This is a genomic window from Burkholderia sp. 22313, from assembly GCF_052045245.1.
Taxonomy (GTDB): Bacteria; Pseudomonadota; Gammaproteobacteria; order Burkholderiales; family Burkholderiaceae; genus Burkholderia.
Genome location: NZ_JBQEON010000010.1, coordinates 164138 through 180200, shown reverse-complemented (window position 1 = coordinate 180200; position 16063 = coordinate 164138). Strand labels below are relative to the sequence as shown.

9 protein-coding genes are annotated in these 16063 nt (G+C 68.1%); 3 read left to right on the top strand and 6 right to left on the bottom strand.

Annotation, left to right across the window (positions count from 1 at the left end):
* The 5 genes from ACTJKF_RS11245 to ACTJKF_RS11225 form a co-directional block, all read right to left on the bottom strand.
* Positions 1-1073: porin (locus ACTJKF_RS11245; protein ID WP_440623607.1), on the bottom strand; the 1073-nt coding region annotated here is incomplete at its 3' end.
* 63 nt (positions 1074-1136) lie between these two features.
* Positions 1137-1556, bottom strand: coding sequence for a DoxX family protein (locus tag ACTJKF_RS11240; protein ID WP_440623606.1), 420 nt, complete (start codon positions 1554-1556; stop codon positions 1137-1139).
* A 172-nt stretch (positions 1557-1728) separates the two neighbouring features.
* Positions 1729-3006 carry a c-type cytochrome gene (locus ACTJKF_RS11235; protein WP_440623605.1) on the bottom strand — a complete coding sequence of 426 codons (1278 nt, stop codon included), beginning with the start codon at positions 3004-3006 and terminating at the stop codon, positions 1729-1731.
* A gap of 2 nt (positions 3007-3008) precedes the next feature.
* The gene (locus ACTJKF_RS11230; RefSeq protein WP_440623604.1) at positions 3009-4628 is read right to left on the bottom strand and encodes a GMC family oxidoreductase; all 1620 of its coding nucleotides are present in this window, start codon (positions 4626-4628) and stop codon (positions 3009-3011) included.
* The gene (locus ACTJKF_RS11225; RefSeq protein WP_440623603.1) at positions 4628-5134 is read right to left on the bottom strand and encodes a sugar dehydrogenase complex small subunit; all 507 of its coding nucleotides are present in this window, start codon (positions 5132-5134) and stop codon (positions 4628-4630) included. Before ACTJKF_RS11225 ends, ACTJKF_RS11230 begins: the two co-directional genes overlap by 1 nt.
* A 304-nt stretch (positions 5135-5438) precedes the next feature.
* On the opposite strand from ACTJKF_RS11225, the gene ACTJKF_RS11220 reads away from it, so the two are divergent.
* From ACTJKF_RS11220 to ACTJKF_RS11210, 3 genes are all read left to right on the top strand, one after another.
* On the top strand, positions 5439-11477 hold the full coding sequence (locus tag ACTJKF_RS11220; protein WP_440623602.1) for an alpha-2-macroglobulin family protein: 6039 nt from the start codon (positions 5439-5441) through the stop codon (positions 11475-11477).
* 9 nt (positions 11478-11486) lie between these two features.
* Complete coding sequence (gene pbpC / locus ACTJKF_RS11215; RefSeq protein ID WP_440623601.1) at positions 11487-13724, top strand: penicillin-binding protein 1C; 2238 nt, start codon at positions 11487-11489, stop codon at positions 13722-13724.
* Positions 13725-13856: 132 nt separating this feature from the next.
* On the top strand, positions 13857-14549 hold the full coding sequence (locus ACTJKF_RS11210) for a hypothetical protein (RefSeq protein ID WP_440623600.1): 693 nt from the start codon (positions 13857-13859) through the stop codon (positions 14547-14549).
* 46 nt (positions 14550-14595) lie between these two features.
* On the opposite strand, the gene ACTJKF_RS11205 is transcribed toward ACTJKF_RS11210, so the two are convergent.
* Positions 14596-15843, bottom strand: coding sequence for a multidrug effflux MFS transporter (locus tag ACTJKF_RS11205; protein WP_440623599.1), 1248 nt, complete (start codon positions 15841-15843; stop codon positions 14596-14598).
* Between the last annotated feature and the right edge of the window lie 220 nt (positions 15844-16063).

Genomic DNA, 16063 nt, shown 5'->3' with positions numbered 1-16063 from the left:
CCCGTCTGCGACTCGCCCGTCATCGGGCTCGTGCCCGACGTCGCATCGCGCGGCGACGCGAGCAGCGAGAAGTTCGAATTTCCGCCGTTGCGCACATACGCGACCGTGCCGTACAGGAACGTGCGCTTCGACAGGTTGTACGTGGTACCGAGCACGTACATCATCGCGTGGCCCGACGGATCGTGCGATGCATCGCCGCCGCCGTCGCCGACCTTCACGTAGTACCCGCCGCCCGTCACCGCCCACTGCGGCGTGGCCGTATACGTCGCGCCGAGCCAGTAGTGATCGGCACGATCGGCGACACCGGCCGGGCTGTCCGGCGCCTGGTAGTGCGTATACGCGCCCTGGATCTTGAACTTCGACACCTTCACGTTCGCGCCGACGAAATACTCGCGCGACGCGGTGAAGATGTTGCTGAACTTGCCGTTGTTGTCGCGCAGTTCGTCGTACATGCCGCGCACGTCGAACAGCGGCGAGTGGTACGACAGCATGATCCCGTCCGAGCGGCCGAAGTCGTCGGCCGCGCCGTAGTTGAAGCCGCGCGATTGATTGCCGAACGCATATTGCGCCTGCACGTCGAAGCCGCCGATCACCGGGCTGTGATATTCGATGTTGTTGCTGGTCTGCTGCCAGTTGCGGCCGCGCACGAGCGATGCGGATGAAAACGCCTGCTGGACGAACGGATCGAATTCCCACACGCCGTCGCTGTCGATGAACAGGTTGCGGCCGGCCTGCAGCTGGCCCCACGTGTCGCTCTTCAGGCCGACATACGCGCGGCGCGACCACATGCGTCCGCCGCCCGTCGTGCCGTTCATCACCTGGAACGCGGTTTCCAGGTTGAAGACGGTCGACATCCCGCCGCCGAGATCCTCGACGCCTTTCAGGCCGAACATGCTGGTGCCCCAGTCGCCGCCCTCCGCGCTCCAGCGCGTCGAGCTGCCGTTCGGCGTCGCGATGTGGTTCAGGTATTCGACGCCGCCGTCGACACGGCCGTACAGCGTCACGCTGGTCTGTGCGAGCGCGGCGGCCGGTGCGGCGGCCACGATCAGCCATGCGAAATGTTTGAGTCGCAAAATGTTGCCCCCTCGGAGTCTCGACCGTCCGGCCCGCGCCCCATGCGCGCGCCGGCGGTCCGTTCACCCGCGATCGATCGAAAAACGCCCCGGGCCCGCCGCGCAAAGCGCAAGCAGGCCGCCGGAGATCGCGATGTTCTTGTAGAAATGAATCATGTTGTTGATCTGCTCGCCGCCCGTCATCGTCCAGTAGTGGTGGCCGATGATGCCGGTGCCGATCGCATACAGCGCAAGCAACAGCGCGAGCGGCCGCGTCTGGAAACCGACGAGGATCGCGATGCCGACGAACAGCTCCATCACGACGGCGATCGCCGCCGAGATGATCGGTGCCGGCGCGCCTTCGGTGCCCATGAACGCGATCGTCCCGGAGAAGTCGGCGATCTTCTTCCAGCCGAACATCACGAACAGGATTACGAGCAGGATGCGGGACAGCAGCAGCAGCACATCGCGCTGGGACGCGAGAAACGGTTGATTCGGTGTCATGGTGTGATCAACGAAAACGATGCGCGCAACGGCACGCACCGGATTGCCAGTGAATCAGGACGGGCGAATGCAACGCCGCCCGCCCCGCCCTGCAACAACCGGCATCGGGGCCCGCCCGATGTGCTGTGCTCCTCCTCTTGTCAGTGTTGCCCTGACTGCACGCGCAGAGGCGTCAACGCGCCTTCGCGACGTCCTGCTCGGTTACCTTCGCGGCCGGATTGCCGAACTGGCCGGTCAGGTAGTTCGCGAGCGCGGCGATCTGCGCATCCGACAGCTCGTTGCGGAACGCCGGCATCCCGACGTCCTCGCTGCCGGCCTTGCGCTGCACGCCGTTCAGGATCACCTGCACCAGGTTCGCCGGGTTCGACGCGCCCACCGTCGAGTTGTGGAACAGCGACGGGTAATAGCCGTCCGGCGTGCCCTTGCCCTGCATCTGGTGACACGTCGCACAGTTGCCGAGATACAGCCGCGCCGGGTCGATGCCCGACGACGCGAGCGGCACGCCGCGCAGCTTCAGCCCATCTTCCGCCGGCTTGCCCCACGACGAACGCGACTGCTTCGCGTCGCCGTTGGCCACCGCCGGCACCGTGCGGATGTACGTCGCGATCGCGCCGACGTCGGTGTCGGTCATCTTCGAGAAGCTGTGCTCGACCGCCTCGGCCATCGGACCGGCCGCCTGCGCGACACCCGGCACGCTGCCGGTACGCAGGTACTGGACGAGCTGCGCCTGCGTCCAGCCGCCAATCCCCGCGTTCGGGTCGGACGTGATGTTGTACCCGTCCCAACCCGCCAGCACCGAACCCGACAGGAAGCTGCCGCCCGTCTCGTCGAGCGACTTCTCCTGCATCGCGATGCCGCGCGGCGTGTGGCACGTGCTGCAGTGCGCGAGGCCCTGCACCAGGTACGCACCGCGGTTCCACTCCGCGCTCTGCGCCGGCTTCGGCTGGTACGCGCCGTCCTTCAGGAACAGCCAGTTCCAGATCTTCAGCGGCCAGCGCATGCTCAGCAGCGCGGGGATTTCGTTCTTCGGCGGCGCCTGCTTGACCGGTTCGACGCCATGCATGAAGTACGCATACAACGCCTGCACGTCGTCATCGTTGATCTTCGCGTACGACACGTACGGCATCGCCGGATACAGATTGTCGCCGTTCTTCGACACGCCGTGACGCACCGCGCGCTCGAAGTCGTCGAAGGTCCAGTTGCCGATGCCGGTGTCGGGATCCGGCGTGATGTTGCTCGTGTAGATCTTGCCGAGCATCGGCACCGGCATCCCGAGGCCGCCGGCGAACGGCTTGCCGCCCTTCGCGGTGTGGCAGGCCATGCAGTCGCCCGCGACCGCGAGATATTCGCCGCGCTTGATCTGCGCGGGATCGGCCGAATCGGCCGCGCGCACGAGGCCCGGCAGCGCGAGGCAGCCGGCGAGGAGGAAGGTGAGAGTAGATTTCCGCACGGTCAGACTTCCTTCTTCAGCGTGTCCGACATCCGCAGCGCCAGCGCCGCGATCGTCAGCGTCACGTTCACCGTACCGACGGTCGGCATCGTCGAGCTGCTCGAGATGAACAGGTTCGGATGGTCGAACGTGCGGCAGTCCTTGTCGACGACCGAGTCGCGCGCATCCGCGCCCATGATCGTCGCGCCCGTGATGTGGTTGTTCGGCGCGAACTCGTCGTTGAACACGACCTCCGTGCCGCCCAGCACCTTCGCCGCCGTGGCGTAGACCTCGCGCGTATGCACGGCGCCGCGCTTCACGTAGTCGCCGATCGCGTACGTGATTTCCGGGCGCGGAATGCCGATCGCGTCGGTGGCCGTCTTGCTCGGCACGATGCGGTTCTCGGGCTGCGGCAGGATTTCGTGGAAGCAGTCGAACTGCACGTAGCGCGCGGAACGGTCGCGGATCTGCGCGTCGAGCTCGTCGGGCTTCATCAGCTTGCCGGCCTTGAAGATCTTCTGCGTCTCCTGGTTGATGCGCGACATGTTCGACAGGTGGATCTTCTTCGCGGCTTCGGTCGCGCGAAACGGGCCGTCGCGGAAACCGATCAGCGACGTCATCTCCTGCGGGCCGCGGCCCGGCCATAGCTTCTCGCTCGCGTAGAACGACACGCCGGTGCCCGGGTGGTCCATCAGGTTGCGCCCGACCATGTCGGAACTGTTCGCGACACCGTTCGGGAAATCGCGGTTCGCCGACATCAGCAGGATCTTCGGCGTCTCGATGCCGTTGGCGGCCACGACGAAGTACTTGCCCTCGACACGATGGTCGGCGCCCGTCTTGTCCTTGTAGATCGCGGCGACGATGCGCTTGTCCGGGCCCGTCTCGAGCTTGTACACGACCGCGCTGTCGATCAGCTTCGCGCCGGCCTGCTCGGCCTTCTCGACGTGCACGATGCCGTTGTACATCGCGCCGATCGGACAGATCGGCATGCAATTGTTGTTCCCGCAACAAGTCGGCCGGCCGTCGTACGGACGGCTGTTGCGCGCGACCGGCTCGGTCACCACGTGGAACTTCGGGTCATGGCCGTTGAGCGCGCTCTTGATCGTCTGCTCGTTGAACGACAACGGCAGCGGCGGCATCGGATACGGCTGCTTGCGCGGCGAGTACAGGTCTTCCTCGGGGCCGGGGCCCCACACGCCGAGCTCTTCCTCCGCGCGCTGGTACCAATGCTCGAGGTCGTCGTACTGGATCGGCCAGTCGCGCGCGACGCCATACACCGTCTTCATCTTGAAGTCGTTCGGAATGAAGCGCCACGCGGACGCGGCCCAGTGCCACGTCGTGCCGCCCACCGCGCGGATGTACTGCGAGTTGAACTTGTGCTCGCCCTTCAGGATCAGGTAGTCGTTCGGCGGGCCGTATTCCGGATGCGGCGCCCACGGGCTCGACGGGTACGGCGCCATGAAGTCCGTCTTGTCGGGCTGGTTGCGAAAGCGTTCGACGATATCGCCGCGCGGCATGCGCGGGCCGGCTTCGAGCAGGATCACCGACTTGCCCGCCATCGCGAGCTGGTGCGCAACGATCGCGCCTGCGACACCGGACCCGACGACCACGACATCGGCTTTTTGCGTATCGGTATCGGCCATCAGGCTTGCCTCTCGATCGGTTTTTCGGCCCAGAAGCCGGGTTTGTTGGGGCAATACGAAGGGATCACGAGCGTGTCGGACACGACGCTGAACATTAATGCTTCCTCGTACGTAATCACGACGTTGTCGACGATGCCGAGATACCACGCTTCGAGAATCGACAGCGCGAACGCTTGCTGATCGGGGTTCAACGAACCGGACGCGAGCGCGCCGGCGAGTTGCGACAGCCCGTCGGCGGTCTTGAACGAGCCCTTCTGCAAGGCCTGCAGGAAGCGTTCGCCGAGCACGCGGCTCAGCCCCTTCTTGCCTGTCAGTGCTTCGGAGAGCGTCATGAACGTATCGAGCGGCGCGGTGGCGGGATTGTCGGCCAGGGCCCGCAACGCCAGCGAGCCGGTGAGGCCCGCCGCCGTCAGCGCCAGTGCGCCCTGCAGCCATTGACGCCGCGTGATGCCGGTTGCGGCTGCGTCGTTATCGCGACGCGAGTGGGGGGTGTTGTCGTTGTGCATGTTTCCTTCTCTCGAACACCGGATTCGGGAAAACCACGCTTGATATTTCTCAAACTTCGCGCGGCCATGAAATGTACGCGCACAAAGCGGATCGGACAATGCCTTTATAGTCCATTAAATGTTCCGCAATCCGTGACAATCGACATTTCGCTGCATCTTTGTGTCGTCGACGCGACAATTCTGCATCCGGAGGCAGGGTGTCGCAAGCCGGCGACACGCCGCCTCCCGTCATCCGCTCGCATGCCCGTCGGTTAGAATCCGGTGCTGCAATCAAACAGAAAGCTTCCCCCGAGGGCATCGAGCGATGAAGCCGCACGACAAACACAACAACACGAATCCGACCAACCCCGTCACACGGCTGCTCTGGCGTATCGGCATGATCGCCGCACTCGGCACCGCCACCGCACTGTCGCTGCATGCGGGCGCGGCGCGCACCGTGAGCGTGTCGCCGCAAGGTACGGTCACCGAAGTCCGGCAGAGCGTCGTCAAGTTCGACGAACCGATGGTCGCGTTCGGTTCGGCATCCGCGCCGAATCCCGCGCGCATGACCTGCAACGATTCCACTGCCGCACGCGGCCAGGGTCACTGGCTCGACGACAAGACCTGGGTCTACGATTTCGAAAACGATCTGCCGCCGGGCGTGCGCTGCTCGGTCGCGCTCAACGACACGCTGCGCTCGGTGGCCGGCAATGCGGTCAGCGGCCCGCGCCGCTTCACGTTTCAAACCGGCGGCCCGTTCCCGGTGACGGTGCGCCCCGGCTCGCGCGAGATCGAGGAACGCCAGGTGTTCGTGCTGAAGCTGAACGGCCCGGCCGAGCCGCGTTCCGCGCTCGCGAACATCTGGTGCGAAGCGGCCGGCATCGGCAACCGCATCCCCGTCACCGCCGCCGACGACGATACGCGCAATGCGCTGCTCGACCACTTCGGACTGAAGAAGGACGCCGCGCGCGTGCTGACGCTGTCGTGCGCGCAGGCGCTCCCCGCGAGCGCGAAGATGCAGCTCGTCTACGGCAAGGGCGTCGCGAGCCCGAGCGGCATCGCGAACGACACCGAGCGCCGCTTCGACTTCACGGTGCGTGCGCCGTTCGCCGCAAGCTTCTCGTGCGAGCGCGAGAACGCGAAGGCGCCCTGTACACCGCTGCGCCCGCTGACGCTCACGTTCAATGCGCCGGTCTCGCGCAAGAACGCCGAGGCGATCAAGCTGCGCGGCCCCGACGGTACGCTTGCACCGACCTTCGCGGCCGACGACCACAGCGACGAAGTGACCACCGTCACGTTCAACCCGCCGCTGCCCGCGCAGGCGAACCTGACGATCGAGCTGCCGTCCGGCCTGCGCGACGTGACCGACCGCTCGCTCGCGAACGCCGATCTGTTCCCGCTCGCGACGCGCACCGCGCCGATGCCGCCGCTCGCGAAATTCTCGTCGGGCACCTTCGGGATCGTCGAGCGCTTCGCCGAACTCGATACGCCCGCGCTCGTGCCCGTCACGCTGCGCAACGTGGAGGCCGACCTGCATATCGCCGGCCTCAACACGAGCGGCGCGCAATTCGCGAACCTGAAGGTCGACGACGACACTGCGATCCGTCAATGGATGCGCACCGTCGAGCGCTTCGACAACGGGTCGATGACGGCCGGCACGATCGACGAGCGGATGCCGGGCCTGCTGCACCGCAAGGGCCAGCACCCCGTCCATGTGCCGCTCGCGGCCGGCGAGAAGATGCCGGCGCCGCAGGATCGCCGCATCGACGTGCGCTCGCTGTCGCTGCTCGCCGGCGAACCGGGCGCGCACGCGCTGACGCTGCCGAAGGCCGACCCGAAGACGCTACGCCCGTTCGAAGTCGTCGGCGTGCCGATCGACAAGCCCGGCTTCTACGTGCTCGAACTCGCGTCGCCCGCGCTCGGCCGCTCGCTGCTCGCGAAGCCGTCGAGCATGTTCGTGCGCACCACCGTGCTCGTCACGAACCTCGGCGTGCATCTCAAGCAGGGCCGCGAGAACAACCTCGTGTGGGTCACGACGCTCGACAAGGGCAAGCCCGTGCCGAACGCGCAGATTCGCGTATCGGATTGCAACGGCGACGAAATTGCGTCGGGCAAGACCGATGCGCAAGGCCTGCTGAAGATCGACGGCCCATTCGAGCCGAAGCATGCATGCAGCCAGTCGGAACGCTTCGACGACTACTTCGTGTCGGCGCGCGTCGACGATCCGAAGACGGGCCGCGACATGGCGTTCGTCAGCTCGAACTGGAACCGCGGGATCGAGTCGTGGCGCTTCAACGTGCCGACCGACACCGACAGCGCGCCGACCGTGCGCGCGCATACCGTGTTCGACCGCACGCTGTTGCGGGCCGGCGAAACCGTGTCGATGAAGCATTTCCTGCGCACCGAGACGCTGCAGAGTCTCGCGTTCCCGGCGCAATACCCGACGCGCGTGACGATCCGCCATCTCGGCTCCGATCAAACCTACAAGCTGCCGCTCACCTGGTCGGCCGACCACAGCGCGGACACGCGGTTCACGCTGCCGCCCGCGGCGAAGCTCGGCGAATACAGCGTGTCGCTCGAAGGCGGTCCGGACGATGCGCCGACCACCCGTTACACCAGCGGCAGCTTTCGTGTCGAGGCGTTCCGGCTGCCGGTGCTGAAAGGAACGATCAGCGCGCGCGACGCGCAGAAGAGCCCGCTCGTCGCGGTCAAGGAAGCGCCGCTCGCGGTGCAGATCGATTACGTGTCGGGCGGCGGCGCATCGAACCTGCCCGTGCAGGTGTCGGCGCTGATGAAGTGGGCATCGCCGCCGTTCGCGGATCGCTTCGAGGACTTCAGCTTCACGCCCTATCGCCCCGACCGGAGCGACGGCAACGCCGACGACGATTCGCAGGACGGCGACAGCGCATCGGCGGCAAACAACGATCCCGACGCGACCAGGCTGATCGCGGACAAGCTGCCGCTGACGCTCGACCGCAACGGCGCAGGTTCCGTCACGCTCAAGGGCCTGCCCGACGTCGACGCGCCGAAGCGCATCGCGCTCGAGGCGACCTTCGCGGACCCGAACGGCGAAGTGCAGACGATCCGCGGCGACACGATCCTGTGGCCGGCCGCGGTGGTGGCCGGCATCAAGGCGGGCCGCTGGGTGTCGGTCGGCCAGCGCGTGCCGGTGCAGGCGCTCGCGGTCGACCTGCAGGGCAAGCCGCGTGCATCGGTGTCGATCGAGATCAAGGGTGTCGCGCACATCACGACGTCGTCGCGCAAGCGGATGGTCGGCGGCTTCTACGCATACGACAACAAGAGCGACACGCGCGACCTCGGCGTGCTGTGCTCGGGCAAGACCGACGACAAGGGCCGCATGGCCTGCGACGCGACGCTCGAACAGGCCGGCAACGTCCAGTTGATCGCCGTCGCGAAGGACGGCGACGGCCGCGCGTCGAATGCGTCGACGTCGGTGTGGGTCACGCGCGAGGATGAACTCTGGTTCGGCGGCGACAACACCGACCGGATCGACGTGATTCCGGAGAAGACCGCCTACGAACCGGGCGAAACGGCCCGCTTCCAGGTGCGCATGCCGTTCCGCTACGCGACCGCCCTCGTCGCGGTCGAGCGCGGCGGCGTGATGGAAACGCACATCGTGCAGCTCAACGGCAAGAACCCGACCGTCGACCTGAAGGTCGGCGAATCGTGGGGGCCGAACGTGTACGTGTCGGTGCTCGCGTTGCGCGGCCGGATTCGCGAAGTGCCGTGGTACTCATTCTTCACGTGGGGCTGGAAAGCGCCGGTCGAATGGGCGCGCGCATTCTGGCGCGAAGGCCGCCATTATGAAGCGCCGACCGCGTTCGTCGACCTGTCGAAGCCCGCGTTCCGCTATGGCCTCGGCGAGATCAAGGTCGGCACGGGCGTGCATCGTCTCGGCGTGACCGTGACGACCGACGCAGCGCGCTATACGGTGCGCAGCAAGGCGCAGGCGCACGTGAAGGTCACGCTGCCGAACGGCCAGCCCGCGCCGGCCGGCACGCAGATCGCGGTCGCGGCCGTCGACGAGGCGCTGCTCGAACTGATGCCGAACAACAGCTGGGACCTGCTCGACGCGATGCTGCAGCGGCGCGCGTACGGCGTCGAGACGGCCACCGCGCAGATGGAAATCGTCGGCCGCCGCCACTTCGGCCGCAAGGCCGTGCCGGCCGGCGGCGGTGGCGGCAGCGCGCCGACCCGCGAGCTGTTCGACACGCTGCTGCTGTGGAATCCACGCGTGACGCTCGACGCGAACGGCAGCGCGACCGTCGAGGTGCCGCTGAACGACGCGCTCACGCGCTTCCGGATCGTCGCGATCGCGGCCGTCGGCGCCGACCGCTTCGGCACCGGCAGCACGTCGATCCGCAGCACGCAGGATCTGCAACTGATCTCCGGCCTGCCGCCGCTCGTGCGCGAAGGCGATGCGTTCCGCGCGCAGGTCACGCTGCGCAACACGACCGAGCGCGCGATGCAGGTCGTCGTGACGCCGCGCGTGACGGGTCTCGCCGTCGCGCCCCAGACGGTATCGCTCGCGGCCAATGCGGCGACCGAGGTCGCGTGGACGATCACCGTGCCCGAGCAGGCGCTCGACGCCGCCGGCGCGCTGAACTGGCGCATCGAGGCGGCCGAGCAAGGCGGCCAGCGCGCGTCCGACGCGCTGGCCGTCGCGCAGAAGGTCGTGCCCGCGCTGCCGGTGACCGTGCAGCAGGCCACGCTCGCGCAGGTCGACGGCACGCTGACGGTGCCCGTGTCGGCGCCGGCCGGCGCCGTCGGCAACGCACAGGGCGCGCCGCGCGGCGGCATCACCGTGTCGCTGCAGTCGAAGCTCGCGGACGGCCTGCCCGGCGTGCGACGCTGGTTCGAGCGTTATCCATATCGTTGCCTGGAACAGCAGACGTCGCGCGCGATCGGCCTGCACGACGCCGCGCAATGGCAGGCGCTGGTTGCACGCATGCCCGTCTATCTCGACAGCGACGGGCTCGCGAGCTACTTCCCGCCGTCGTCCGACGACGCGCACTCCGGCAGCCCGACGCTGTCGTCGTACCTGCTCGTCGTATCCGACGAAGCCAGCCGTCTCGATCCGCGCTTCGCGCTGCCGGAAGACCTGCGCACGCAACTCGAAGCCGGGCTCGCGCGTTTCGTCGACGGCCGCATCGAGCGCAACGCATGGGCGCCGCGCCAGGATCGCGATCTTCGCAAGCTCGCCGCGATCGAGGCGCTGTCGCGTCACGGCGCCGCGCAAGGCCGCATGCTCGGCTCGATCGAGATCGCGCCGAACCAGTGGCCGACCTCGGCGGTGATCGACTATCACGCGATCCTCACGCGCGTGAAGGACATCCCGCAGCGCGACGAGAAACGCGCGCAGGTCGAACAGATCCTGCGTGCGCGCCTCACGTACCAGGGCACGCAGCTCGTGTTCTCGACCGCGCGCGACGACGATCTGTGGTGGTTGATGACGAGCAACGAGACCAACGCCGCGCGTCTCGCGCTGGAGTTCGCGGGCGACCCGGCGTGGAAGGACGAGATGCCGCGCGTGGCAACCGGCCTGCTCGCCCTGCAACGTCAGGGCGCATGGCAGACGACGACGTCGAACGCACTCGGCCAGCTCGCGATCGAGCGCTTCTCGCGCACCTACGAGAGCACGCCGGTCGCCGGCGCGACGACGGTCGCGCTCGGCGGCAACGCGCGCGCGATCTCGTGGTCGCAGGCGCCCTCGAGCGCGCCCGCCGACACCCTCGCCTCGGCCACGCCCGCGACCCGCGCCGCCGCCGCGCGCAGCGTGCTGATGCCGTGGCCGCGTGCGTCGCAGGCGCCGGCCACGCTGTCCGTCACGCAGGACGGCACGGGCCGCCCGTGGGCGACCGTCGAAAGCCTCGCGGCCGTGCCGCTGCGCGCGCCGTTCGCGGCCGGCTACCGGATCACGAAAACCGTCACGCCCGTGTCGCCGGCCGTCAAGGGGGTGCTGACACGCGGCGACGTCGTGCGCGTGCATCTCGACATCGATGCGCAGAGCGACATGACGTGGGTCGTCGTCAACGATCCGATCCCGTCCGGCGCGACGATCCTCGGTTCGGGCCTCGGTCGCGACTCCGAAGCCGCGACGCAGGGCGAGAAATCGCCGGACGGCGCATGGCCGGCGTTCATCGAACGCGACTTCGACGGCTACCGCGCGTATTACGACTATCTGCCGAAGGGCAAACTCTCGGTCGAATACACGGTGCGGCTGAACAACGTCGGCACCTTCGGGCTGCCGCCGACGCGCGTCGAAGCGCTGTATGCGCCGTCCGTCCACGGCCTGTGGCCGAACCCGCCGATGACCGTGAAGCCGGCCGACGCGGGCAAGTAAGAGAACGAGATGATCGATCGTGGATTGCCGCGGCCGGCACGCTTCGCCGGCCGCCTCTTCGTCGCCGTCGTGCTGGCCGCGCCGCTCGTCGCGCACGCGCTGCCCGGCTACGACGACGTGCGCCGCAACTGGCGCAGCTCCGACTGGGTGCTGCTCGCGCGCGACGGCACGCCGCTGCAGCGTACGCGTGTCGATCTCACCGAACGGCGTGGCGACTGGGTATCGCTCGCCGACGTGTCGCCCGCGTTGCGCGAGGCGATCGTCGTGTCCGAGGACAAGCGCTTCTACGAACACAGCGGCGTCGACTGGCGCGGGATCGCCGGCGCGGCGTGGGGCAATCTGTGGAACGAGCGCACGCGCGGCGCGTCGACCGTGACGATGCAGCTCGCCGGGCTGCTCAGCGATTCGCCGCGCCGCTCGGGCCAGCGCTCGCTGCCGCAGAAGGCCGCGCAGGCGATGAACGCGCTGCTGCTCGAACGCGGCTGGCGCAAGGACCAGATCCTCGAGGCCTACCTGAATCTCGTGCCATTCCGCGGCGAGACGGTCGGGCTCGCCGCGCTGTCGCAGGTGCTGTTCGGCAAGGCGCCGTCCGGGCTCGACGCACGCGAGGCCGCGATCGCCGCCGCGCTGGTGCGCGCGCCCAATGCGGCGCCCGCGAAAGTCGCCGAGCGCGCGTGCCGGATCCTGCGCGACATGCATGCGGAACCCGCGTGCGCGTCGCTCGACGGTTACGTGCAGCTCGTGATCGCGCGGCCGGCCAACGCCGTGCGCGACGACGGCGCGGCGCTCGCCCCGCACTTCGCGCGCCGTATCGCGGCCGAGGTCAAACCGGCGGCCGGCGCGCAGGTGCGCACGACGCTCGATGCGCCGCTGCAGCGCTTCGCCCGCGACACGCTCACGCGCGCGCTGACCGAGCTCAACGCACCCGCGCACCGGCGCAACGTGCAGGACGGCGCGGTCGTCGTGATCGACAACGCGACCGGCGAGATTCGCGCATGGGTCGGCTCGTCGGGCGCGTTGTCGAGCGCGCGCGACGTCGACGCCGTGCTCGCGCCGCGCCAGGCCGGCTCGACGCTCAAGCCGTTCCTCTATGCGCAGGCGATCGACGAGAAGCGGCTGACGGCCGCGTCGCTGCTCGACGATGCGCCGATCAACCTCGCCGCCGGCGGCGGCCTCTATATTCCGCAGAACTACGACAAGGATTTCAAGGGCTGGGTGAGCGTGCGCACCGCGCTCGGCGGCTCGCTGAACGTGCCGGCCGTGCGCACGCTCGTGCTCGTCACGCCGCACCGTTTCGCGCGCACGCTGACCGCGCTCGGCCTGCCGCTCGCGCAGGAAGGCGACTACTACGGCTTCAGCCTCGCGCTCGGCAGCGCGGACGTCACGCTGCTGTCGCTGACCAACGCGTACCGCGCGCTCGCGAACGGCGGTGTCGCACGCAAGGTCGTCGACCTGCCGGCGGCAGCGCCCGCTTCCGGCGCGTCGGCGCCGCGCCGTGCGGACGACGGCACGTGCGTGTTCAGCGAAGCGGCCAGCTTCGTCGTTACCGACATCCTCTCCGACAACAACGCACGCGTGCGCACCTTCGGCTTCGACAACCCGCTCGCGACGCGCTTCTTCTCGGCGGTGAAAACCGGCACGAGCAAGGACATGCGCGACAACTGGACGGTCGGCTTCACCTCGCGCTATACGGTCGGCGTGTGGGTCGGCAATGCGGACGGCTCGCCGATGTGGGACGTGTCGGGCGTCACGGGCGCGTCGCCGGTGTGGTCGGCCGTCGTCGGCTATTTGCACCGCGATGTGCCGAGCCGCGCGCCACGCGCGCCGGCCGGTGTCGAAACGCGCCGCATCACGTTCGAGCGCGACGTCGAGCCGTCACGCAACGAGTGGTTCATCGCGGGTACGGCACTCGATACGATCCGGCTGGCGGCGCCCGTCACGCCGGGCAAGGATGGCGCGCGCGCACCGCTGACGATCGGCGCGCCGACCGACGGCACGATCTTCGCGATCGATCCGGACATTCCGCCGAAGAACCAGCGGATCTGGTTCGAACGCTCGTCCGGGCACGCCACGAAGTTCGCGTGGCGGCTCGACGACAAGGTGATCGGACATGCCGATCGCATCGCGTGGATGCCGTGGCCGGGCCGGCACCGGCTCGAACTCGTCGACGCGCGCGGCAACGTTGCGGATGCGATCGGCTTCGAGGTGCGCGGCGCGTTCGCGAAGCCGGGCTCACGCAATCCGTAGCAAGCCCCCGGCCGACAGTGAACGAACCGGCAAGCAATCCCCGGATCGCAGACCTAGAATAGGAACAGTGCGTCGATGCATCGGCGCACACCGGTTGCCCTGCCGCGTCCCTTCCCCCGATTCCCCGCGACCATGAACCTTCGCCATTCGTGCTTCACCCACCCCGCGCTGGGCACGCTGTGCGTCGCCGCCCTCGCGTCGCTGGCCGGCTGCAACGGCGACGCCTGCTTCGGCGTCGATGTCTGCTTCAACGACACCAACACGCAGACCGTCACGCTGTCCGGCACGGCGGCCACCGGCGCCGCGCTCGCGAGCGCGGCGGTGACGGTGAGTTGCGCGCAAGGCTCGGCCACGACGCTGACCGACGGCGGCGGCAACTACCGGGGGTCGGTCAACGCCGCGCTGCCCTGCGTGATCACCGTCGCGTCGGGCGGCACGAGCCTGCATTCGCTCGCCTACGCGGGCGGCACCTTCAACACGACGCCCGAGACCGAGCTGATGCTCGTCTATCTCGCCGCGCAGCTCGGCACGGACACGGCCGGGCTGATCGGCAATTTCCAGGGCAATGCGCATTTCCAGCAGGTGATGAACAGCCCGGGCACGGTACAGGCCGCGCAATCGGCGGTCGCGACGAACCTGCAGCAGCGCTATTCGGTGACGTTGTCGACGCCGGCGTTCCTGACGACGCCGTTCGTGGTCGGCCAACCGGGCGTCGACAGCGATCTCGACGCGCTGGCGAAGGCCGGCGCGATCGATTCGAACGGGATGCCGGATCCGGCCGCCGTGTCGCTCTTGATGCAGGCGGGCGCGGCGCACCCGCTGTGAGCGGCCGGCATGCCGTTGCGGCACGCCGCCATGCGCGCTGCCCGGCTTACGCCGCTTCCCCGCTCCCGCAGGCGACGCTCGCGGCCTGCTGCTGCGTCAGGTAGCGCAGCAGCTTCGTCACCATCCATACGACGATGCACGACAGCGCGACGAAGAACACCGCGAGCGGCGTCAGGACGTGGATCGACACGAAACCGGCCAGCCCCATCATCGCGGACGACACGAGCAGCAGCGCGCATCCGAGGATCGCGCTGGTCAGGCCGGCGATATGCGGAAACAGCGAATTGCCCTTGGCCATCAGCGTCGGGTACATCGCGCCCGCACAGAAGCCCATCACGAGCACCGGCGTCGCGAGCGTCCATACGCGCAGCCCGACGGTCAGCGCCAGCACCAGCATCGCGACCGACGCCCCCGCCATCACGCGCGCGCCGATGCGCAGCCGTTGCTCGGCGCTCGGCAGCCCGCGCCCGTGGATGCGGTTCGACAGGCCGCCGAGGAAATACATCAGCCCGATCCCGAGCGCGAGATAGCCGAAGAAGGTCGGCGGCTTGTGCAGCGTGGTCTGCACCATGAACGGCCCGACGATGTTGAACACGAGCAGGATGCTGTAGCACAGCCCCTGTGCCAGGAAGCAGCTCTGGAACACCGGGCTCGCCAGTACCTTGCCCGCGTTCGTCATCAGCGTGCGCGGCTCGAGATGCACCGGTTTCGGCAAGGTTTCGCGGTACCGCCACAGCAGCGCCCACATCACCAGCGAATACACCAGCAGGAACACGAGGCACGCGCGCCAGCCGAACCATTCCTGCAGGTGCGCGCCGATCACCGGCGCGACGATTGGCGCGAGCCCCCATGCGATCGACATGTAGGTAAACGCATGCATCAGCGCCTGGCCCGAGAACGAGTCGGTGATGATGGCCTTCGCGAGCAGGTTGGTGGTCGCAATCCCGAAGCCCTGCAGGCAGCGCGCCAGCACGAACGTCTCGAGGTTCGGCGCGCCGAGCGACAGCAGGCAGCCGATCGTGTAGATCACGAGCCCGAACGCGAGCACGCGCTTGCGTCCGTACGCATCGGCGACCGGGCCGAAGATCAGCTGGCCGAGCGCATAGGCGGCCATGTAGCCGGACACGCTCGACTGGATCGCCTGCGGCGTGGTCGCGAACGAACGCGCCATGTCGGGCAGCGCGGGCACGTAGATGTCGATCGCGAGCTGGCCGGCGGACGCGAACAGGCAGATCAGGAACAGCAGGAAACGCGGCGAATTCGATTCGCGCGCGGGAATGAGCGAGACGTTCATGACAACGGGGAAGGATTCGGACGGCAGCGACACGCGCCGGCTTGTTCGAATGGCGAACAGTGGTGCGCGGTGAATCGCGTATTGTGCCTGTTGTTGCGCGCCGCGACAGGAATCCCATTTCATGGGCGAGGTTGAATGTCGATTGGGGCATCCCCTTGCCGATCGTCCATTTCTCCGTTCCCGCGGGCGCGGCGCGGGTTTTAATCCTGATTTAAGCCAG